General features: G+C 57.4%; 19 protein-coding genes and 1 pseudogene. 2 read left to right on the plus strand and 18 right to left on the minus strand.

Annotated features, from left to right (window positions below):
* Nucleotide 1: 1 nt before the first annotated feature.
* Nucleotides 2–1,231, plus strand: coding sequence for an MFS transporter (locus tag V476_RS10515; RefSeq protein ID WP_024958998.1), 1,230 nt, complete (start codon nt 2–4; stop codon nt 1,229–1,231).
* Nucleotides 1,224–2,855 (plus strand): ATP-binding cassette domain-containing protein, encoded by a 1,632-nt coding sequence (locus tag V476_RS10520; protein ID WP_027903009.1) that lies wholly within the window; start codon nt 1,224–1,226, stop codon nt 2,853–2,855. The genes V476_RS10515 and V476_RS10520 overlap by 8 nt, the downstream gene beginning before the upstream one ends.
* A 254-nt stretch (nt 2,856–3,109) precedes the next feature.
* Here V476_RS10520 and V476_RS10525 read toward each other — a convergent pair.
* The 18 genes and pseudogenes from V476_RS10525 to mnmG form a co-directional block, all read right to left on the minus strand.
* Nucleotides 3,110–3,637, minus strand: a pseudogene (locus V476_RS10525) (IS21 family transposase); the annotation flags it as partial.
* Nucleotides 3,638–4,044: 407 nt separating this feature from the next.
* Nucleotides 4,045–5,454: a hypothetical protein gene (locus tag V476_RS10530; protein WP_024958997.1), complete on the minus strand. Its 1,410-nt coding sequence runs from the start codon at nt 5,452–5,454 to the stop codon at nt 4,045–4,047.
* 844 nt (nt 5,455–6,298) lie between these two features.
* Nucleotides 6,299–8,134, minus strand: coding sequence for a glutamine--fructose-6-phosphate transaminase (isomerizing) (glmS, locus tag V476_RS10535; protein ID WP_024958996.1), 1,836 nt, complete (start codon nt 8,132–8,134; stop codon nt 6,299–6,301).
* 9 nt (nt 8,135–8,143) lie between these two features.
* Nucleotides 8,144–8,911, minus strand: a complete 768-nt coding sequence (locus V476_RS10540) for a DeoR/GlpR family DNA-binding transcription regulator (RefSeq protein WP_003413748.1) — start codon at nt 8,909–8,911, stop codon at nt 8,144–8,146.
* A 215-nt stretch (nt 8,912–9,126) separates the two neighbouring features.
* Nucleotides 9,127–10,494 (minus strand): bifunctional UDP-N-acetylglucosamine diphosphorylase/glucosamine-1-phosphate N-acetyltransferase GlmU, encoded by a 1,368-nt coding sequence (gene glmU / locus V476_RS10545; protein WP_004403369.1) that lies wholly within the window; start codon nt 10,492–10,494, stop codon nt 9,127–9,129.
* Nucleotides 10,495–10,619: 125 nt separating this feature from the next.
* Nucleotides 10,620–11,045, minus strand: a complete 426-nt coding sequence (locus V476_RS10550) for a F0F1 ATP synthase subunit epsilon (RefSeq protein ID WP_003413751.1) — start codon at nt 11,043–11,045, stop codon at nt 10,620–10,622.
* Nucleotides 11,046–11,088: 43 nt separating this feature from the next.
* A complete protein-coding gene (atpD, locus tag V476_RS10555; protein WP_002555982.1) occupies nt 11,089–12,468 on the minus strand; it encodes a F0F1 ATP synthase subunit beta in 1,380 nt (459 codons plus the stop codon).
* A gap of 27 nt (nt 12,469–12,495) precedes the next feature.
* Nucleotides 12,496–13,356 carry a F0F1 ATP synthase subunit gamma gene (atpG, locus tag V476_RS10560; protein ID WP_003367855.1) on the minus strand — a complete coding sequence of 287 codons (861 nt, stop codon included), beginning with the start codon at nt 13,354–13,356 and terminating at the stop codon, nt 12,496–12,498.
* A 50-nt stretch (nt 13,357–13,406) separates the two neighbouring features.
* Nucleotides 13,407–14,951, minus strand: coding sequence for a F0F1 ATP synthase subunit alpha (atpA, locus tag V476_RS10565; RefSeq protein WP_003315957.1), 1,545 nt, complete (start codon nt 14,949–14,951; stop codon nt 13,407–13,409).
* 21 nt (nt 14,952–14,972) lie between these two features.
* Nucleotides 14,973–15,509, minus strand: coding sequence for a F0F1 ATP synthase subunit delta (locus V476_RS10570; protein WP_003315956.1), 537 nt, complete (start codon nt 15,507–15,509; stop codon nt 14,973–14,975).
* A gap of 12 nt (nt 15,510–15,521) precedes the next feature.
* Nucleotides 15,522–15,992 (minus strand): F0F1 ATP synthase subunit B, encoded by a 471-nt coding sequence (locus V476_RS10575; protein WP_003315955.1) that lies wholly within the window; start codon nt 15,990–15,992, stop codon nt 15,522–15,524.
* Nucleotides 15,993–16,049: 57 nt separating this feature from the next.
* Nucleotides 16,050–16,307 (minus strand): F0F1 ATP synthase subunit C, encoded by a 258-nt coding sequence (atpE, locus tag V476_RS10580; RefSeq protein WP_002555987.1) that lies wholly within the window; start codon nt 16,305–16,307, stop codon nt 16,050–16,052.
* Nucleotides 16,308–16,445: 138 nt separating this feature from the next.
* The gene (atpB, locus tag V476_RS10585; protein ID WP_003315954.1) at nt 16,446–17,315 is read right to left on the minus strand and encodes a F0F1 ATP synthase subunit A; all 870 of its coding nucleotides are present in this window, start codon (nt 17,313–17,315) and stop codon (nt 16,446–16,448) included.
* A gap of 16 nt (nt 17,316–17,331) precedes the next feature.
* Nucleotides 17,332–17,739 carry a F0F1 ATP synthase subunit I gene (locus tag V476_RS10590; protein WP_002555989.1) on the minus strand — a complete coding sequence of 136 codons (408 nt, stop codon included), beginning with the start codon at nt 17,737–17,739 and terminating at the stop codon, nt 17,332–17,334.
* A 146-nt stretch (nt 17,740–17,885) separates the two neighbouring features.
* The gene (locus V476_RS10595; RefSeq protein ID WP_003315951.1) at nt 17,886–18,758 is read right to left on the minus strand and encodes a ParB/RepB/Spo0J family partition protein; all 873 of its coding nucleotides are present in this window, start codon (nt 18,756–18,758) and stop codon (nt 17,886–17,888) included.
* A 9-nt stretch (nt 18,759–18,767) separates the two neighbouring features.
* A complete protein-coding gene (locus V476_RS10600) occupies nt 18,768–19,559 on the minus strand; it encodes a ParA family protein (RefSeq protein WP_002555991.1) in 792 nt (263 codons plus the stop codon).
* A gap of 18 nt (nt 19,560–19,577) precedes the next feature.
* On the minus strand, nt 19,578–20,222 hold the full coding sequence (gene rsmG / locus V476_RS10605) for a 16S rRNA (guanine(527)-N(7))-methyltransferase RsmG (RefSeq protein WP_003367844.1): 645 nt from the start codon (nt 20,220–20,222) through the stop codon (nt 19,578–19,580).
* Nucleotides 20,219–22,111, minus strand: a complete 1,893-nt coding sequence (gene mnmG, locus V476_RS10610) for a tRNA uridine-5-carboxymethylaminomethyl(34) synthesis enzyme MnmG (RefSeq protein ID WP_004403388.1) — start codon at nt 22,109–22,111, stop codon at nt 20,219–20,221. The genes rsmG and mnmG overlap by 4 nt, the downstream gene beginning before the upstream one ends.
* Between the last annotated feature and the right edge of the window lie 492 nt (nt 22,112–22,603).

Here is a 22,603-nt window from a genome sequence, read left to right on the forward strand (position 1 = left end):
CATGACCGCCGTTCTCTCGCAGACACCCGCCACTGCCAAGGCCGCGCCCTTGATCCTGCTGATGATCATTTTCATCGACGGCCTGGGCACGGCATTGCTGCTGCCGATGCTACCGATGCTGCTCGACCCGGGCGACCCTGCGGGGGTGGTTTTCGGCAGCGCACCTACTGCCGCTCGGACCGCCTGGCTCTACGGCGTGCTGTTGGCAGGCTACGCCTTTGCGATGATGGTGGGCGCGCCTCTGCTGGGTGCGCTTTCAGACCGCATCGGGCGGCGCCCAACGCTTCTGCTTGCGGTGACAGGGTCGGTCGCCGGTTATGCCCTGAGCACTTGGGCCGTGAGCGTGGGCAGCGTGGGCTTGCTGATCGCCGGGCGCTTGCTGGGAGGCACCTTCGCCGGTAGCGTCCCGGTAGCACAGGCCATGCTGGTCCAGACCCCCGACAGCGCAATGAAACGCATTGGCTGGGTAATGTTTGCCATGACTGCGGGGTTTTTCACCGGTCCCGCGCTCACGGGCATCCTGCTAGCAGCTCATACACCGGGAGCTAGCCTGCTCCTGCCCTTGCAGGTCGCGCTGACCCTCAGCGTGCTGTGCCTGTTGATGGCCTTCTTGCTGACCTCTACCCCAGCTCCGGCTGCAACAACGGGCCCATCGCTGATCAGACAGGTCTTGAACGGCTTCACCTCGCCAGCCACGCGCAGACCATTGTTTGCACTACTCTGGCTGCAAATCGGCTGGAATCTCTTCTACCAGTACTTGCCCTGGATGCTCGCACGCCAGAGCCAGACCGTAGGCAGCATCAGCCTACTGCTAACAGTGGTCGGGATCGGCATGTGCATCGCCTTCATCTGGGTGGCCGGAGCATTGCAAACCCGGTATCCAGCGCCACAGATCGCGCGCGCTGCCATCCCCATGCTGGTGGTAAGCTGCGCATTGCTAGCGGCCACGCTCGACAACTCGCTTGCCCTGGTTTTCGGTGCGCTTGCCGCGATCGCCTATGGGGTGGCCTACACTGCTTTGATCGGGCATGCCTTGGCATGCGAGCAGTCAAGCCTGCGTGGCACGGTGCTGGGCATCGCCGCTTCACTGGCTGCCGGCGCCGCAGCCGTCACGGCGTTGCTCGGCGGGATAATCGGCGTCTGGGGCAATCTGCTGCTGGCCTCGTTGAGCGTGGCTGCGCTGGCCCTGAGCTGGGTCATCCTGGTTTTGGGAAGAGATCGAGATGAGTAGCGACAACGCCACCTTGATCATCAAAGACCTGACCTTGCGCCTGCCAGACGGCAGGCCGCTGTTCTCGGGGCTCAACGCAACGTTCTCCAGGCAGTTCACCGGCATCGTCGGGCCCAACGGCAGCGGCAAATCGATGTTGGCGCAGATCATGGCGGGTCGCCTGACCGCGAGCGAAGGCAGCGTCCAGTGTGCTGGCAGTGTCGGTTATTTGCCGCAATGGCTAGGGCCTATCGACGGGACCGTTGCCGACCTGCTGGGGGTACATAACGCTTTGCAGGCCTTGGCAGAGGTCGAGGCGGGCGCCTGCGACCCAGCGCTGTTCGACCTGATCGACGACCGCTGGAACCTGCCGGGCGATATCCACGCCTGTCTGACGCGCTTGGGCCTAGCACATCTGCCGCTTGATCGCGCAAGCGAGGCCTTGAGCGGAGGCGAGACTGTACGCCTGATGCTCGCCGGTCTGCGCCTCGGCGGCGCGCGGGTATTGATACTCGACGAGCCCACCAACCATCTGGATCGCCAGGCCCGCGAGCAGTTGAGCAAAGAGCTGCGCCAAGGCAAGGAAACCCGCATTGTCATCTCCCACGACCGGGCGCTGCTGGAACATGCCGATCGTATCCTCGAGCTTCGCAGCGACGCGCTGGTTCAATACAGCGGCGGCTACAACAACTATCGCGAGCAGCGCCAGGCCGAGCAGGACAACGCACAGGCTGCATTGGTCAGGGCACGCGCGGCACGCGACAGCGTCGAGCAGCAGATCACCATGGCCCGCCAGCGCGAAGTGCAAAGTGCCAGTCATGGTCGTAAGGTGGCGCGTGCCACAGGCACCCCGGCCATCGTCGCCAATGCGCAGGCAGAGCGCGCCGAGCAACACAGCGGCCATCAGCGCATCCAGCAGGCGCGTCTGAGCCAAATGGCGCGAGAGCGGGTCGACCAGGCCAATGCGAACGTCGAGCCGGTACGCCCAAGCCAACTGCTTGCCCCGACCGGCCTGGTCGCCAACGCGACCCAAGTGGTCACGCTCGAACACTGCGAGCTCCCCTACGGCCCCCCCGACAGCCGCTTCATCGATCTCACCCTGCACGGCCCGATGCGAGTCGCGGTGATCGGGCCGAACGGCTGCGGAAAATCAACCCTGCTGAAGGTGATAGCCGGGCAACTGGCGCCCGCCAGCGGCATCGCCCGGCATATCTTACGCACTCACCTGATCGACCAGCACGCTCAAACCTTCGACCCCGAGCACAGTATCGAGCAGGTGCTACGCAATGAGCTGGGCACTGTCGAGGAGGGCCGCTTTCGCCAGGTCTTCGCCAACGCCGGGCTCGACGCTCGGCAGATGGCTACGCCATTCGGTCGGCTCAGTGGTGGCGAGCGCCTGCGCGCAACGCTCGCCTGGCTGGCAGGCGGCCCCGAACAGACGCAACTGTTGCTGCTCGACGAAGTGAACAACCATCTCGACATCGCGGCCTTGGAAGCAGTCGAGCAGTTGCTCGGACAATTCAAAGGCGCGCTCATAGTGAGTGCTCACGATCCTGATTTTCTGCAGGCCTTGGAATTGACGCACCAGTTCATCTGGCAACCAACAGGTTGGCGCTACGAGCCGTGGGATGATGGCGGGCAATGAATAGCGAAGGCTGAATTACGATTCCGGGCATCGACAGATAAGAAATTCCCGAATCTGAAGCCCGGTGTTATCGCTGATGCAGAATTGACCCATCTGCCGACCTGACGTTGCCCCATAAGGAGTTAACCCAAAGTCAGACCTGCTACCGCTTTACGAAGTAGAAGCTTTGGTCAGCGAAATCTCGGCAGCAGGGTCAAGTCTGCATAAGCGGCAATGCGGTGCGCTTGGGCTTCTGCTTTTTCTCGGCCGGAGTTATGGGCATCAAACAGCATCCCGTGGCCTTGGCTGGGGTACGCAACCAACCAGAATGCGCGGCTGGCGCACAGCTTCATGTGGGAGACCTGGATACGTCGAAAAAGACCACCGATCAACAGACCTTCTTCGCTCCAGTCAAATTGAAAGGCCTCACCGAGCGCAAACGTCAGCGGTACAAAAGCGCGTAAAAACTTGCCTTGCTCGCCTCGCCAAGAGCGCACAAACGCCGTGAGCTGGCTGTAACCGCCGTCATAACCCTCGGCCTTGATTTGCTCAAAAAGTGCTTTGGCGCTCCTGCGGTTGTGTTTTGGCCGGAACGAATCGGCCTGGAGCGCCTGCTCCAAGGTCTCGTGAAAAAGACTGAGCTTATTGAAGGTTGCGCACCGTTGGTACGCTGGCTGAGTGGCTTCGGGCGCTCTGACCCATTTTCGGATGGTGTTTCTCGACAGCAGGGTACGCTTGGCTATCTGATGCAGCGAGAGCTTGTCGCGGAAGTACATCCGCCGGATTTTTAGCAACATTTCCATGCTGATCACCCTGTGTTCTCCTGCTCGAAAAGTGAGCAGAAGCAGTTGAACACCCGGGTCAGTTTTCAGTCGGCAGAAGAGCCTCTACTGGGTCAGTTTTCGGTCAGCGGCAACAAAGCAACGCAAAACTGTCGCAAAGGCCAAAATCGGCGCCTCGAGATCAAGCTCTAGGGAATTAAATCTGTCGCAGCCAGCAGTGATGGGTGTTTGAGGTCATCAAGCTAGAGGACGGGTGGGTTGGCGAGAAGCCAAATCTCCCCCCGCCCACTCCATCACTGAGTTCCCCTGGCATTCGGTAGCCCGCTTCACGACCTGATAGCCGGCCAATCACACGTTTCCCTGCCACGTCGGGTGCAGTCGAGCCCCGTTTCCAGACTGTCTCTGGCTCCCCTAAGAGCTTTGTTCTCTCAAGTAATCCTCACGGTTTTGAATGCTTCAGTGACCTGCACTGCCGCTGCGCGGCGATTTCCCATGTCCACTAGAGCATCAAGTCCTCGCAGCAGGACCTGTGCCGTCTCATTAGGAAGCGGGGACACCTTCTCGGAAAACCTTTGAATGAGATTGGCGATTCTTGCGGGTAGAGTCCTATCCCGCCACCCCGCCGGCACGCCGTCGGCTTGAGTGAGAACGATATCTAGCTGTGCAGCAAAACGATCTAGGGGGTAATGTTCAAACGCACGCTCGCACTGGGTTACAAATGCATCAGCTACCACCGCCACACTCCCATGGGCATTCAGTAAAGGTGCCGTGACGTCAAAAACCGCAGGGAGCTCACGCCAGTCTCCGTTGGCAAATCGCGCCGCGCCACCTGCATTCTCGATCTCGACAAAGAATACTTCTCTAACCATGGTAGATAAGTCGGAATCTGAAAGAGAACCGTACCTGCCAGAGTACCGGAAGCTTTCGCAGGCAATCATCCTCGACACTATCAGCCTGAGCAGCGTCAACGGAACATCTGAGAGCTCGGCCTCATCAAGCAAGCTACAAATCAAACTCTCTTGGTAACTGACCATCAGGGAGGTAAAGATTTTATCGCTTGTGGCAGCAGCTGGCTCAATAAACCGTGTAGAGCTTTCCGCGGTACTGATGAAAAGAGACAGTTTCCCGAGAAACCCGAAGAGGCAACGCCTCCATACAAATAGATCCGACGCCTTTTCCTCACGGTTTGGCCTCCCTTCTTTTATTGCCCACGAAGGGTAAACACGCTCAATCGTCCACAGAACCAAATCGTCGCACCATGCCAACAAGAGCGGCTTGCGCTGTAGGTCTGACAGTGCTGCCTCGAGTGGGATGTAACTAAGGATTTTTCCTAACCAATCAATGTTGGGCTCAACTGATGGATAATCCCACTCTGCGGTGATTACTCGCCCACGAACCATTCTTTTCAATGGAGCCTCGTCTGCGACAGGTACCCAAGCCGGAGGCATTTGAGGAAGCTCTTTAGGTTCTCGCTCGGAGGAGTTGACCCAGTGCAACGCTTTCGATATCAAAAGCGAAATGCGAGCTCGGCTAAGCCTTTCTTTCTCTTCCTCAGGTATCGTGAACGGATGATGCTCAGTCATTGCTAATGATACCGCCAGGTCAAGTGCTGACCACGCTACCTCTGGCAGCCGGTTCCAAGACCTCAACATCCCTCCAATTGCCTCTACACAAATCTGCTCGTATGGATGCGCAGAAAGCCTGACTAGCAGGGAATGCGCGTCTTTCCCGAGGGGAGATTCGTCAAGCAATGCCACCAGACCACGGGTAATGTAGAGCACCGGGTGATGCAAAAGATGGGAACTGCGCACGAAGAACTCTGCACATTCTGGCGTCATCACTCCCCTGTCACAAACGTCAATGGCCCAGTTAGCATCTTCATTGGCGGACCTATGCGTGAGAACAATCGCTGCTACACCTGCAACTATCCCTTGCCGCCGGAACTCCGGGCTTGTATTTCCGAAAAATTTCGACCTTTGCAGCCTTCCTACATAGACCTAAATCCCTTACCAGCGCCATGCTCAGAAAGTGTTACACCGCAAAATGGACAATCAACTACAAGTGTTAACTTATGAGTAGCGCAGACATTTATAAAATTTGGTATGCGGCGCCAGTAGGAAAACCCATGCTTTTTCATGTCGTCTTTAACACCACTCGGACAAAACGCAGGCTTCCTTTCTTCATTCTCTATAAAGTTATTATAGAGTTCAAATTTTGTACCCGGATAAGAAAAGTCCGCAATATCGCTTTTGAATAAAGATTTCAACGGATAACTAGTGTGATTATGGATTAACCAATTGAACCCATAGCACCCATCCCACCCGAGATACTCTGCAATTGCTCGAACATTTCCATTTTTCATCACAAACTTTGACGCATCGCTGATTACTTTATCAGGGTGGCCAAAACTCAAAAATATGCTGCGTTCGACATAAGAACGAAGTGACTCATTGGGTTGTATTTTTGGCCGCATAAGATTTTTAACTCAGGTACAGCTAGTCGGCATCTAACAGAGCGAATAGGGTCCGTCACGTCGTCAGCGACGCGAACGGACCCCGAGAGGCAAAGAGGGCTGTCTAAGTGATGGGGCGAGAAACTATTTTGGAGAAACCTGCGACAGATTTAATTCACATGCGACAGTTTTAATTATCAAAAATCAAAATCATAACCCCTGTGGATAACTCACTCCACCGTCACCGACTTCGCCAGATTCCGCGGTTGATCCACATCCGTCCCTTTCAGCACAGCCACATAATACGAAAGCAACTGCAGCGGGATGGTGTACAGAATCGGTGCCAAAGCATCGATGATGTGTGGCATGGCGATGACGTGGGTGCCTTCGCCGTTCTTCATGCCGGCTTGCTCATCGGCGAATACGATCAACTCGCCGCCGCGTGCGCGCACTTCCTGCAGGTTGGATTTGAGTTTCTCCAACAGTTCGTTGTTTGGTGCGACGGTGACGACTGGCATGTCGGCGTCGACCAGCGCCAGCGGGCCGTGCTTGAGTTCGCCGGCCGGGTAGGCTTCGGCGTGGATGTAGGAAATCTCTTTGAGCTTGAGTGCGCCTTCCATTGCCACCGGGAACTGTGCGCCGCGCCCAAGGAACAGGGTGTGGTGCTTCTCGGCGAACAGTTCGGCGACTTTCTCGACCGTGCCGTCCATTGCCAGCGCTTCGCCGAGGCGGGTTGGCAGGCGACGCAGTTCTTCGACCAGCTGCGCTTCGACGCCCTCCTCCAGCGATCCCTTGACCTGACCCAGGGACAGGGTTAGCAGCAACAAGGCGACCAGCTGGGTGGTGAAAGCTTTGGTCGATGCCACGCCAATTTCCGGACCGGCCTGGGTCAGCAGGGTCAGGTCGGATTCCCGCACCAGTGAGCTGATGCCCACGTTACAGATCGCCAGGCTGGCCAGAAAGCCCAGTTCCTTGGCGTTGCGCAGCGCTGCCAGGGTGTCGGCGGTTTCACCGGACTGCGAGATCGAGACGAACAGGGTGTCCGGCTGAACCACTACCTTGCGATAGCGGAACTCGCTGGCCACTTCGACCTGGCAAGGGATGCCGGCCAGGCCTTCAAGCCAGTAACGCGCGACCATGCCGGCGTGGTAGCTGGTTCCACAGGCCACGATCTGAACGTTGCGTACTTTGGCGAACAGCTCGGCAGCCTGTGGGCCGAATGCGTGGACCAGCACTTGCTGCTGCCCCAGACGACCTTCGAGGGTGCGCTGTACGACCTTGGGCTGCTCGTGAATTTCCTTGAGCATGAAGTGGCGGTACTCGCCCTTGTCGGCGGCTTCGGCGCCTTCATGGTATTGCACCACTTCGCGCTCGACCGACACACCGTCGACGTTCCAGATCTGCACGCTGTCGCGACGGATCTCGGCGATGTCGCCCTCTTCCAGGTACATGAAACGGTCGGTGACCTGACGCAGCGCCAGTTGGTCGGAGGCCAGGAAGTGTTCACCCAAGCCTATGCCGACAACCAGCGGGCTGCCACTGCGGGCTGCCAGCAGGCGATCCGGCTGCGCGGCATTGATGACCGCAAGACCATAGGCGCCATGAAGCTCTTTCACCGCAGCTTTCAGGGCAACCGCCAGATCGGCGGTGTCCTTGAGCTTGTGGTGCAGCAGATGGACGATGACTTCGGTGTCGGTATCGGATGCGAAGACGTAACCCAGGCCTTTCAGCTGTTCACGCAGCGCTTCGTGATTCTCGATGATGCCGTTGTGGACAACTGCCAGCGTGTTGGCCGAGAAATGTGGGTGGGCGTTACGCTCACACGGGGCGCCGTGGGTTGCCCAACGCGTGTGGGCGATGCCCAGACGGCCGATCAGCGGCTCGCCGGCAAGTGCCTGTTCCAGTTCACAGACCTTGCCCGAGCGACGACGGCGCTCAAGGATGCCTTCGTTGCTGAAGACTGCCACGCCCGCGCTGTCATAGCCGCGGTATTCAAGGCGCTTGAGGCCTTCGAGCAAAATGGCCGTGATATTACGTTCAGCAACGGCGCCGACGATTCCACACATGGTTATCTCCTAGCTGACAGCAGCACAAATCAGATTGATGCCGCGGGCCTGTATCTGATCGCGTGCCTCACTGGGCAGGCGATCATCAGTAATAAGGGTGTGGATACTGCTCCAGGGCAGCTCCAGATTGGGGATCTTGCGACCGACCTTGTCGGCTTCGACCATGACCACCACTTCCCGGGCGACTTCCGCCATGACCCGGCTCAAGCCCAGCAGCTCGTTGAAGGTGGTGGTGCCACGCACCAGATCGATGCCGTCGGCACCGATGAACAGCTGATCAAAGTCGTAGGAGCGCAGTACCTGCTCTGCGACCTGCCCCTGAAAAGACTCCGAGTGCGGGTCCCACGTTCCGCCCGTCATCAACAGGACCGGTTCGTGTTCCAGCTCGGTCAGGGCGCGCGCAACATGCAGGGAATTGGTCATGACCACCAGGCCGGGTTGCTGGCCCAGCTCAGGAATCAATGCAGCCGTGGTGCTGCCGCTGTCGACGATGATTCTGGCGTGCTCGCGAATTCTGCAAACCGCAGCACGGGCGATGGCCTGTTTGTAACGGGAAACCGGCTGACTGCCATCGCTTATAAGCTCATGGGGAAGCGACACGGCGCCCCCGTAGCGGCGCAACAGCAGGCCGTTGGTTTCAAGCGCAGCCAGGTCCTTTCGAATCGTAACTTCGGAAGTTTCAAAGCGTCTTGCCAAGTCGTCCACACTGACTTCACCTTGCTCATTGAGCAGGGCGAGAATGTTGTGGCGACGTTGTGGTGTATTACGCTTCGACATGACTGCCTTAAGTTTCGTTTCGAAAGATAACGAAGGCAATCAAAACCTATTTTTGGGGTTTGGTCAAGGTTTCGGGATGGGGCGGCGCAATTTCTATCAAATACTCGTGACACCGGCTTTTGAGCCTGGGGTTTGACGCGAAGCGTCAGGAACGGCATTCCCACGCGTGCCAATGCCGAGCATTGGCACGCGGGTCATCAGACGCTGTGGATAACTCAGTCTTTCCTGATTTTCACCGGCCGCTTCCAGCCTTCGATATTGCGTTGGCGGGCGCGGGCTACGCCGAGTTGTTCAGCAGGAACGTTCTGGGTGATGGTCGAACCGGCTGCAGTCGTCGCACCGTCCAGGATATCCACAGGCGCAACCAGAGAGTTGTTGGAACCAATGAAGACGTCTGCACCCAACGTGGTCTTGTGCTTGTTGGCACCATCATAGTTACAGGTAATGGTGCCGGCACCGATATTGGTGCGTGCGCCAACTTCGGCGTCGCCCAGGTACGTCAGGTGGCCGACCTTGGCACCCTCGCCGAGGTTCGCATTCTTGAGCTCGACAAAGTTACCCACATGCGCCTTGGCACCCAGCACGCTGCCTGGTCGCAGGCGCGCAAACGGACCTGCATCACTGCCCTCACCCAGGATTGCGCCTTCGATGTGGCTGTTGGCTTTAACGACGACACCCTTGCGCAGGGTGCTGTCCTTGATGACGCAGTTCGGACCGATGACCACGTCATCCTCGATCACGACCTTGCCTTCAAGAATCACATTGATATCGATCAGCACGTCGCGCCCGACGCTGACTTCACCGCGCACATCGAAGCGCGCAGGGTCGCGCAGGGTCACGCCAGCCGCCATCAGACGACGGGCTTCGCGCATCTGGTAATGACGTTCCAGCTCGGAAAGCTGCTTGCGATCATTGGCGCCCTGCACTTCCATCGCGTCGTGGGGCTGCTCTGTGGCAACCACCAGGCCGTCGTTAGCCGCCATGGCGATCACGTCGGTGAGGTAATACTCACCCTGGGCATTGTTGTTGGACAGCCGCCCCAGCCAATCAGCGAGATGAGCGGCAGGCACCGCGAGAATTCCGGTATTGCCTTCGGTGATAGCCTTCTGCGCGTCACTCGCGTCTTTATGCTCGACGATGGCACAGACACGATTCTGATCGTCGCGAACGATACGGCCGTAACCGGTCGGGTCATCCAGCGTAACGGTCAGCAGACCCAGTTGCTGCGGGTTAACCAGTTCGAGCAGGCGCGAAAGTGTTTCCACTTCGATCAACGGTACATCGCCATAAAGAATCAATACGGTGTCAGCCGTGAGCGCGGGCAGCGCCTGAGCAACCGCATGGCCGGTACCGAGTTGCTTGTCCTGCATCACGAAATTCAAGTCATCGGCTGCCAGCTGTTCACGCACGGCATCGGCGCCGTGCCCGATCACGACGTGTATTCCACTTGGGGATAACTGACGTGCGCTGTGGATAACATGACCCAGCATGGAATTGCCGGCCACGGGGTGCAGAACCTTCGGCAGCGCGGAACGCATCCGGGTACCTTGGCCAGCAGCGAGAATAACGATATCGAGAGACATGATAGGACTACCAACTGAGCGGCAACCGGACCGAAGACGGGCTGACTTGAAAGAGGAAATCTGAAAAAAGAAAAAGGGTAGCCGAGGCTACCCTTTTTCTCAATCGCGCATCGAGTGCAGCAGGGTTAGCCGCCGAACTTCTTGCGAATTTGCTGAACGGTGCGCAGCTGAGCTGCAGCCTCGGCCAGACGAGCAGTTGCAGATCCGTAATCGAAATCTGCGCCCTTCTCGTTCAGGGCCTTCTCTGCAGCCAGTACGGCCGCCTGAGCAGAAGCTTCATCCAGGTCGGCAGCACGTTGCACAGTATCGGCAAGCACCTTGACCATGTTCGGCTGAACTTCAAGGAAACCACCAGAGATGTAGAACACCTCGGCTTCCCCACCCTGCTTGATCAAGCGGATCGGGCCCGGCTTCAGATCAGTGATCAGCGGCGCGTGGCCTGGAGCGATACCGATATCACCCAGGTTGCCGTGCGCAATCACCATCTCGACCAGACCGGAGAAGATTTCCCCTTCCGCGCTGACGATGTCGCAATGGACTGTCATAGCCATTTGCTTGCCTCAACCTAATAGCGCCCGTTGCCGGGCGCCGGGATTACAGTTTCTTGGCTTTCTCGATCGCTTCTTCGATGCCGCCGACCATGTAGAACGCTTGTTCTGGCAGGTGGTCGTAGTCACCGTTGAGGATGCCTTTGAAGCCAGCAATGGTGTCTTTCAGGGAAACGTATTTACCCGAAGCACCGGTGAAGACTTCTGCCACGAAGAAAGGCTGGGACAGGAAGCGCTGGATCTTACGAGCACGGTTAACCAACTGCTTGTCGGTCTCCGACAGCTCGTCCATCCCCAGGATCGCGATGATGTCTTTCAGCTCTTTGTAGCGCTGCAACACGTACTGAACGCCGCGAGCGGTGTCGTAGTGTTCCTGGCCAATGACGTTCGGGTCCAGCTGGCGCGAAGTCGAGTCCAGTGGATCTACCGCCGGGTAGATACCCAGGGAGGCGATGTCACGGGACAGTACGACGGTGGCGTCCAAGTGGGCAAACGTGGTCGCTGGCGACGGGTCAGTCAAGTCATCCGCTGGTACGTATACGGCCTGGATCGAGGTGATCGAACCATTCTTGGTGGAAGTGATGCGCTCTTGCAGAGTGCCCATCTCTTCAGCCAGGGTCGGCTGGTAACCTACTGCGGAAGGCATACGGCCCAGCAGTGCGGATACTTCGGTACCGGCCAGGGTGTAACGATAGATGTTGTCGACGAACAGCAGAACGTCGTTACCTTCGTCACGGAACTTCTCGGCCATGGTCAGGCCGGTCAGTGCTACGCGCAGACGGTTACCCGGCGGCTCGTTCATCTGACCGTAGACCAGTGCCACTTTGTCCAGAACGTTGGAGTCCTTCATCTCGTGGTAGAAGTCGTTACCCTCACGAGTACGCTCACCCACACCGGCGAACACGGAATAACCGCTGTGCTCGATGGCGATGTTACGGATCAGCTCCATCATGTTTACGGTCTTGCCGACACCGGCACCACCGAACAGACCGACTTTACCGCCTTTGGCGAACGGGCAGACCAGGTCGATAACCTTGATGCCGGTTTCCAGAAGGTCGTTGCCGCCTGCCTGCTCAGCGAAGGACGGTGCAGGACGGTGAATGCCCCAGCGCTCTTCGGTGGCGATCGGGCCAGCTTCGTCGATCGGGTTGCCCAGTACGTCCATGATCCGGCCCAGCGTCGCTTTACCGACCGGTACGGAGATGGCTGCGCCAGAGTCTGTTACTTCCAGACCACGCTTCAAGCCCTCGGTGGAGCCCATCGCAATGGTACGAACCACGCCGTCACCCAGCTGCTGCTGAACTTCCAGGGTGGTTCCTGCCGCGCTCTGAACTTCCAGCGCGTTGTAGATACTCGGTACGCTATCGCGTGGGAATTCCACGTCGATCACGGCGCCGATGATTTGAACGATACGTCCGCTACTCATTAGCTGGTTCCTCTAATATTTGAACCGTTAAACCGCGGCAGCGCCGCCGACGATTTCCGAGATCTCTTGGGTGATCGCTGCCTGACGCGCCTTGTTGTAGATCAGTTGCAAATCGCTGATCAAATCACCGGCGTTGTCTGTGGCGTTCTTCATCGCGATCATCCGCGCTGCTTGTTCAGCTGCGTTGTTCTCGACCACCGCCTGGTACACCTGCGATTCCACGTAGCGAACCATAAGGCCGTCTAGCAGCTCTTTGGCATCGGGTTCGTAGAGATAGTCCCAGTGGTGCTTGAGCCCTTGATCCGGGGTTGCCACCAGCGGAATCAATTGCTCCACTGTTGGTTGCTGGGTCATGGTGTTGATGAACTTGTTGGATACCACGGACAGGCGATCAATACGGCCATCCAGGTAGGCATCCAGCATCACCTTGACGCTGCCGATCAAGTCGTTGATCGACGGCTCTTCGCCCAGGTGGCTGATCGCAGCGACGACGTTACCGCCGAAGTTGCGGAAAAATGCCGCACCTTTGCTGCCGACCACGCACAGATCGATCTCTACACCGTTTTCACGGTTCACCGCCATGTCCTTGACCAGAGTCTTGAACAGGTTGGTATTCAAGCCACCACACAGACCACGGTCACTGCTCACTACGACATAACCGACGCGCTTAACAGGGCGCTCGATCATGAACGGGTGGCGGTACTCCGGGTTGGCGTTTGCCAGATGACCAATCACCTGACGAATGCGCTCCGCGTAAGGACGGCTAGCAGCCATGCGCATTTGAGCCTTGCGCATTTTGCTAACCGCCACTTTTTCCATGGCGCTGGTGATCTTTTGCGTGCTTTTGATGCTCGCAATCTTGCTGCGAATCTCTTTTGCGCCTGCCATGTAACACCTATCAGGTTAGCAAGCGGGAGCCTTGCGGCCCCCGCTGCGGCTTACCAGGTTTGGGTGGCCTTGAACTTCTCGATGCCGGCTTTCATGCCAGAATCGATTTCGTCATTGAAGTCACCCTTCACGTTGATCTTCGCCATCAAATCGGCGTGATCGCGGTTGAAGTAAGCAATCAGCGCTTGTTCAAAGCTGCCGATCTTGGTGATTTCGACGTCAGTCAGGAACCCACGCTCAGCGGCATACAGCGACAGCGCCATGTCAGCGATCGACATTGGTGCGTATTGCTTCTGCTTCATCAGCTCGGTAACGCGCTGACCATGCTCAAGTTGCTTGCGGGTCGCCTCGTCCAGGTCAGAAGCGAACTGGGCGAATGCCGCCAGTTCACGGTACTGAGCCAGAGCGGTACGGATACCACCGGAAAGCTTCTTGATGATCTTGGTCTGAGCGGCACCACCCACACGGGATACCGAAACACCGGCGTTCACAGCCGGACGGATGCCGGAGTTGAACATGGCCGATTCCAGGAAGATCTGACCGTCGGTGATGGAAATCACGTTGGTCGGAACGAACGCGGAAACGTCGCCAGCCTGGGTTTCGATGATCGGCAGTGCGGTCAGGGAACCGGTTTTGCCGGTCACTGCGCCGTTGGTGAACTTCTCTACGTACTCTTCGGAAACACGCGATGCGCGCTCCAGCAGACGGGAGTGGAGATAGAACACGTCGCCTGGGTAAGCTTCACGGCCTGGTGGACGGCGCAGCAGCAGGGAAATCTGGCGGTAAGCCACTGCTTGCTTGGACAGATCGTCATAAACGATCAACGCGTCTTCACCGCGGTCGCGGAAGAACTCGCCCATGGTGCAACCCGAGTACGGTGCAAGGAACTGCAGCGCAGCGGATTCGGAAGCACTTGCAGCCACGACGATGGTGTTAGCCAGTGCGCCGTTTTCTTCGAGCTTGCGAACAACGTTGGCGATGGTCGATTGCTTCTGACCGATCGCTACGTAGACGCAGAAGATGCCGCTGTTCTTCTGGTTGATGATTGCGTCGATGGCCAGAGCGGTTTTACCGATCTGACGGTCACCGATGATCAGCTCACGCTGGCCACGGCCGACAGGAATCATGGCATCGACAGCCTTGTAGCCAGTCTGTACAGGCTGGTCTACCGACTTACGCCAGATCACGCCTGGAGCAACTTTCTCGACCGCATCGGTCTCGGTGTTGTTCAGCGGACCTTTGCCGTCAACTGGGTTACCCAGTGCATCGACAACGCGACCCAGCAGTTCCTTACCCACCGGAACCTCGAGGATGCGGCCAGTGCACTTGGCGCTCATGCCTTCAGCCAGAGTCGTGTAAGCGCCCAGTACAACGGCACCCACGGAGTCTTGCTCAAGGTTCAGCGCCATACCGTAGACGCCGCCCGGAAACTCGATCATTTCGCCGTACATTACGTCGGCCAGACCATGAATCCGCACGATACCGTCAGACACGCTGACGACTGTGCCTTCGTTACGGGCTTGGGAGGTTACATCGAGCTTGTCGATGCGACCCTTGATGATTTCACTTATTTCGGAAGGATTGAGTTGCTGCATTGCTCTGCTGCCCCTTCAAACTCAAGATTTCAATGCTTCGGCTAGTTTCGCGATCTTGCCACGAACTGAGCCATCGATAACCAGGTCGCCGGCGCGGATGACGACACCCCCTATAAGAGAGGCATCCTCCGCAGCATGCAGGCGCACTTCCCGGCCGAGCCGTGCACTGAGAACCTTGGCGAGTTTGTCTTGCTGTTCTTGGTTCAATGCGAAAGCACTGGTGACATCCACATCGACCGATTTTTCCTGCTCGGCCTTGTACAGGTCGAACAGTTCGGCGATCTCCGGCAAGAGCGGGAGGCGGTCGTTTTCAGCAACGACGTGAATGAAATTCTGTGCCTTGGCATCGAACTTTTCGCCACACACTTCAATAAAAGTGGTGGCCTTTTGTGCGCTCGTCAGTCGCGGGGCCTTGAGCATGCGCTGCATGGTGTCATCTTGTGACACCGCAGCAGCCAGGCCGAGCATGGCTGACCAATTGGCCAGCTGCTGGTGGGCCTGCGCATGCTCGAAGGCCGCCTTCGCGTAAGGTCGGGCCAACGTGGTCAGTTCTGCCATGATCGCCCTCGCTTAAATTTCAGCAGCCAGTTTGTTAACCAGCTCCGCGTGCGCGTTTTGATCGATTGTGGCACCCAGGATCTTCTCTGCGCCATTGACTGCCAGGCTACCCAACTGGGCGCGCAAGGCGTCTTTGACACCGTTCAGTTCCTGCTCGATCTCGGCATGAGCCTGAGCCTTCACACGGTCAGCTTCAACGCGTGCCGTTTCACGGGCTTCGTCGACAATCTGAGTACCGCGTTTCTTGGCTTGCTCAATGATCTCGGCTGCTTGAGCTTTAGCTTCGCGCAGTTGTTGACCCGCTTTTTCTTGGGCCAGCTCCAGGTCGCGAGCTGCTCGGGAAGCAGCGTCCAGTCCATCCGCGATCTTCTTCTGACGTTCGTGCAAAGCCGCGATGACCGGAGGCCACACGAACTTCATGCAGAAAATCACAAAAATGAAGAACGCAACGGACTGGCCAATCAGGGTTGCATTAATGTTCACGCCAACACCTCGCTCGTTCGTTGTCCATCACACCAATCAACTCGAAAATTCGAGTGATCAGCCAGCGAGTTGACCAACGAAGGGGTTCGCAAAGGTGAAGAACAGAGCGATACCAACACCGATCATGGTCACGGCGTCGAGCAAGCCCGCAACGATGAACATTTTAACTTGCAGCATTGGAACCATTTCCGGCTGACGCGCTGCGCCTTCCAGGAACTTGCCGCCCAACAGGCCGAAACCGATTGCAGTACCCAGTGCGCCCAGGCCGATCAACAGTGCAACAGCGATAGCGGTTAGACCAACTACAGTTTCCATCTTTCCTCCCGACTTTTACGTCGTATTGGTTAGGTTTTTTTAATTGAAGCGGTAAAACAAAATCGTTTCTACATCAGCCCTCGCGGGCACCGCCTCGCCACAGGCGAGACGGTCATCAGACGCGTCCTGAGACGAATCTCAATGGTTATCTTCGTGAGCCATCGACAGGTAGACGATGGTCAGCATCATGAAGATGAACGCTTGCAGGGTGATGATCAGGATGTGGAACACAGCCCACGCCCACTGCAGCACTACACCCAGACCGCTGAGCCACAACAGACCGCTGCCGAACATCACGGCGATCAGAATGAAGACCAGCTCGCCAGCATACATGTTGCCGAACAGACGCAGAGCCAGGGAAATCGGCTTGGCGATGAGCGTCACGAATTCCAGCAGGAAGTTGACCGGGATCAACAGCGCCTGAACGAACAGGTTCTTGCTGCCAAACGGGTGAAGGGTCAGCTCGCCGATGAAACCGCCGATGCCCTTGACCTTGATGCTGTAGAAAATGATCAGTGCGAACACGGACAGGGCCATGCCCAGCGTGGCGTTCGGGTCAGTGGTCGAAACGGCACGGAACGGAATGTGCGAGTCACCCGAAATCATCATTGCCAGCTGTGGAATCCAGTCCACCGGTACCAGGTCGACCGCGTTCATCAGGAATACCCAGACGAAAATGGTCAACGCCAGTGGCGCGATGACCGCGCTGCGGCCGTGGAAGCTGTCTTTCACGCTGCCGTCGACGAACTCGACCAGAACTTCGACGAAGTTCTGCAGTGCGCCAGGCTGACCGGAAGTTGCCTTCTTGGCCGCCATGCGGAAGATCAGAACGAAAATCAGACCCAACGCAACCGACCAGCCGAGGGTATCGACGTGGAAGGCCCAGAAACCCATTTCCTTGGCTTCCGCTGCGGTGTGGGCAAAGCCCCATTCGCCATTAGGCAGGTGCCCGAATGTAAGGTTCTGCAAGTGGTGCTGGATATAGCCCGAAGCTGTTTGCTCTGCCATGGTTGCCTCAAACGCCCTAAGGTCTCGAAAGTCTTGTTCTCGTAAGCAGGGGAGCGAACCAGTTGACCACCTGGATCAACATGAACACGCCGAATACAGCCAGCGGCGCCAAAGGCTTCACACCTGCGAACGTCAATGCAAAAAGCACTGCCGTGAAAATCAGTTTGCCTGCCTCGCCGGCGTAGAACGACCGAACGATGGCTTGCGCTGCTCTGGCCCCGGAAAACCGGAATGCCTTGTGAGCAAAGTATAAATTGGGTAGCCAGGCTATCAGGCCTCCGCAGAGTCCCGAATATCCTGCAACGACTCCTTGCCACTGCCACAGCACCAATGCGGCCATGAGCAGCACGATCAATTGAGCCAGCAAAAGCGGGAAAACCGCTAGGCGATAGAACGGCAAGCGGTCTGGCATGCGGGATTCCATCGCAACTGCTCCTTTGATGTCGGTCGCCATGATCAATAACTTGGCATAATTTGTGCCGACAAAATGCGCGCAGAGTATAGGGGCGGTTAAGCCCCTATTCAACAGTCGGGTAGTGATTTCCGACTATACGCTACAGAGCAATTGTTTCAGCGGATGTGAGCGAGCACTCCCTGAAGCTCGTCCAGCGAGTTGTAACGGATAACCAATTGCCCTTTGCCCTTCTGACCGTGACGAATCTGCACCGCAGAGCCCAGACGCTCGGCCAGGCGCTGTTCGAGGCGGCTGATGTCCGGGTCGGTCTTCACCGGCTCGGCGGCCTCTGCCTTGCCACTCAGCCACTGCCTGACCAGTGCTTCGGTCTGGCGTACGGTAAGCCCGCGTGCGACAACATGTCGCGCACCTTCGACCTGCCGATCTTCACCCAGTCCGAGCAATGCACGCGCATGGCCCATTTCCAGATCGCCATGAGACAGCATCGTCTTGATGGCCTCCGGCAAGGCGATCAGGCGTAACAGGTTGGCGACACTGACTCGCGACTTGCCGACGGCATCAGCCACCTGCTGCTGGGTCAGTTGAAACTCCTGCTGCAAGCGCTGCAGCGCCATGGCCTCTTCGATCGGGTTGAGGTCCTCACGCTGGATGTTCTCGATCAGCGCCATCGCAATCGCGGTTTCGTCCGGTACATCGCGAACCATCGCCGGGATCGTCTCGACACCTGCCTGCTGGCTGGCACGCCAGCGACGCTCACCCGCGATGATCTCGAAGCGGTTGTCACCGATAGGACGCACCACGATCGGCTGCATCACGCCCTGCGACTTGATCGACTGCGCAAGTTCTTCAAGTGCCTGCGGGTCCATGTCACGACGCGGCTGGTACTTGCCGCGCTGGATCAGGTCCAGCGGCACATGCTGCAACTCACTTGGCGGGGCCTTGACGGCCTGTTCTTCCAGCGAACTGACGGTTGGACTGCTCAGAAGTGCGTCCAACCCACGTCCGAGACCTCGTTTCTTGACGGCCATGGGAATTCCTTAGGTTGGCTGAGCGGTTTTTGCGCCGCGACGTTGACGACGAACCAGTTCACTTGCCAGGGCCAGATAGGCCAGCGCACCACGAGACGACTTGTCATACGCCAGTACCGGCATGCCGAAACTCGGTGCCTCGGCCAGGCGGATGTTCCTCGGTATCACGGTGTCGTACAGCTGCTCACCGAAGTGTTCCTTGAGCTGCGCCGAAACGTCGTTGATCAGGCTCAGCCGCGGATCATACATGGTGCGCAGCAGGCCTTCGATTTTCAGCTGCGGGTTGAGCAGTTCAGCGATGCGCTTGATGTTATCCACAAGGTCACTGAGACCTTCAAGTGCAAAGTACTCGCACTGCATGGGGATAATTACGCCGTCTGCCGCGACCAGCGCGTTCAGGGTCAGCATCGACAGCGAAGGTGGGCAATCGATGAGAATGTAATCGTAATTCTCGCGGATAGGCGCCAGCGCATTGCGCAGACGACTCTCTTTCATCTGCATTTCCAGCAGAACCACTTCGCCCGCCGTCAGATCACGGTTGGCCGGAAGCAGTTGATAACCACCGTGCTCGGAAAACTGCATGGCCTCGCCCAGATCGCATTCGCCGATCAACAGGTCGTAGACGGAGTTTTCCAGGTTGTGTTTATCCACACCGCTGCCCATGGTCGCATTGCCCTGGGGATCGAGATCGATCAACAGCACACGGCGCTTGGTCGCGACCAGTGACGCGGCGAGGTTGATGCATGTGGTGGTCTTGCCGACCCCACCTTTCTGGTTCGCTATCGCGAATACCTTAGCCATTCTTGCTTGTGTTCCCAGTCATGCCGTGCGGCGCAGTATCAGCAGATGGCGTTGGCCTTGGCAACCCGGAACGGTCAAGGCGTGTGCGCTATCGAGGTGAAAATCCGAGGGCAATGCTACCAGCTCATCGTCAGGATGCAGCCCTTTCATTGCCAGCCAGCGTGTATTGACGTCGCCCATGTGACGCGTCCAGCCGGTGAAGTCTTCCAGGCTGCTGAACGCACGGGAGATGATCCCGTCGAAAGGCACTTCAGGCTGATAACTTTCTGCACGGCTGTGGATAACTTCAAGATTATCCAGTTTCAGCTCAAGTTTGACCTGGGTCTGAAACCGGGTTTTCTTGCCATTGCTGTCCAGCAGCGCCACTTTGCGCTCCGGAAACAGGATGGCCATGGGAATGCCGGGCATCCCACCGCCGCTGCCGACGTCGATCCAGCGTGTACCTTCGATGAAGGGCACCACACTGAGACTGTCGAGCAGATGCCTCGATACCATTTCGTCCGGGTTGCGTACCGCAGTCAGGTTGTAGGCCTTGTTCCACTTGATCAACAACGCCAGATACGCCAGCAGTTGCTCGTGCTGGGCCGGGCTGAGGTCAATCCCCAATTCCCGGGCACCGGTGGATAACTCTTGGGCGTGTTGCGGGGTGACCATAGAACTCAAGCGCTTTGCTCCAACTGACGGCCCGCGCCGCGTTTTTTCAAATGGATCATCAACAGCGATATCGCCGCAGGCGTGACGCCGGGGATGCGCGAGGCCTGTCCGAGTGTTTGCGGACGAGTTATCCCCAGCTTGCTTTGGATTTCTTTCGACAGGCCGGAGATCGCGGCGTAGTCGATGTCTTCCGGCAGACCAGTGTCTTCACTGGCGCGCAGACGGGCAATTTCGTCCTGTTGGCGGTCAATGTAACCGGCATATTTTGTCTTGATCTCGACCTGCTCGGCGACCTGGGGATCGATGCAGCCCTGGCCAGTGATTGAAATCAGGCTGGCGTAGTCGATTTCCGGACGAGTCAGCAGGTTGAGCAAATTGTATTCGTGGGTCAGCGGCGTGCCAAAGTGTGCAGCAATCGCATCGCCCTGCTCGGTACCGGGACGCACCCAGGTACTTTTCAAACGCTGTTCTTCCAGCTCGATGCTTTCACGCTTGGTGCAGAACGCAGCCCAGCGGGCGTCGTCGACCAGGCCCAGTTCGCGGCCCTTTTCGGTAAGTCGCAGGTCAGCGTTGTCTTCGCGCAGGATCAAACGGTATTCGGCCCTGGAAGTGAACATCCGGTAAGGCTCTTGCGTACCAAGGGTGATCAGGTCGTCGACCAGAACGCCGATGTACGCTTCATCGCGACGCGGGCACCAGCTGTCTCGACCCTGTGCGCGCAGCGCGGCATTGGTCCCGGCCAGCAAGCCCTGAGCGCCTGCCTCTTCGTAACCGGTCGTGCCGTTGATCTGGCCAGCGAAGAACAGACCGCCGATAACCTTGGTTTCCAGGCTGTATTTCAGATCACGCGGGTCGAAATAGTCGTATTCGATGGCGTAACCAGGGCGAACGATGTGTGCGTTCTCCATGCCGCGAATCGACTGGACGATCTGCAATTGCACGTCGAATGGCAACGACGTGGAAATGCCGTTAGGGTACAGCTCGTGCGTGGTCAACCCTTCCGGCTCGATGAAGACCTGGTGGCTTTCCTTGTCGGCAAAGCGGTGGATCTTGTCTTCGATCGACGGGCAGTAACGTGGACCAATACCTTCGATCACGCCCGAATACATCGGCGAGCGATCGAGGTTGGACGCAATGATTTCGTGAGTCCGCGCGTTGGTGTGCGTAATCCAGCAACTGACCTGCGGCGGATGCTGTTCCTTGTTGCCCAGGAACGACATGACCGGGATCGGTGTGTCACCTGGCTGCTCGGTCATCACCGAGAAATCCACAGAACGCCCGTCAATGCGTGGCGGGGTCCCGGTTTTCAGGCGGCCGACGCGCAGCGGTAGTTCACGCAGTCGTTGCGCCAGTGCGATCGAGGGAGGATCACCTGCCCGACCGCCCGAGTAATTTTGCATACCGATGTGGATAAGTCCGCCAAGGAACGTACCTGTGGTCAACACCACGGACTCGGCAAATATACGCATACCCATCTGGGTCACGACGCCGCGCACTTGATCCTGTTCGACGATCAGGTCATCGCAGGCTTGCTGAAATATCCACAGATTCGGCTGGTTTTCCAGGGTTTCGCGGATGGCTGCCTTGTACAGCACGCGATCAGCCTGTGCACGGGTGGCTCGTACTGCCGGCCCCTTGCGGCTGTTCAGCACGCGGAACTGGATACCGCCCTTGTCAGTAGCCATGGCCATGGCACCGCCCAAGGCGTCGATTTCCTTGACCAGATGGCTTTTACCGATACCACCGATGGCCGGGTTGCAACTCATCTGGCCGAGTGTTTCCACGTTGTGGGTCAGCAACAGGGTTTTGACACCCATGCGTGCCGACGCCAGTGCGGCCTCGGTACCGGCATGACCGCCACCGATGACGATCACTTCAAAACGGGAAGGGAAATCCACCACGCACCTCGTGCCTGTTGTCGATGAGAAATTGGGATAGCTGACAAGTATAGGGACTTACCCCACCTGAATGAAACCCGTTGGACAAAATTTAACCAGCTGTGGAAAACTCGCGGATAAAGAAAATAAAAAGGAAAGAAAGTTTATAAAGCCTTGTTTTTATGTTTATTCTTACTGAGCCACCTTTCTGTGGATAGATCTCTACAGTCCTTTATTTTCAATGTGTACAGAGATTCAAAAGTCTGTGTTCATGTGGGTATGAGGGGTTTGGATAACCGTCCTGAGCCTGTTGATAAGATAGCCACTTGTCCACAAGGGCATTTATCTTCAGGTTTGCACCCTGCTTACCCACCGAGCTGAAGGGCAGTTATTCACAGGGCTTAATCCACAAAAAAACGGCTCTTCAGCAAAAATCAGGCACAGAAAATCCCTCCCTCGGGCATGTCTGCTCGTCAGATTCAGGTGTCGAGGCAGAATTAAAGGAGGAAATAG

Source organism: Pseudomonas syringae KCTC 12500 (assembly GCF_000507185.2).
Classification (GTDB): domain Bacteria; phylum Pseudomonadota; class Gammaproteobacteria; order Pseudomonadales; family Pseudomonadaceae; genus Aquipseudomonas; species Aquipseudomonas syringae.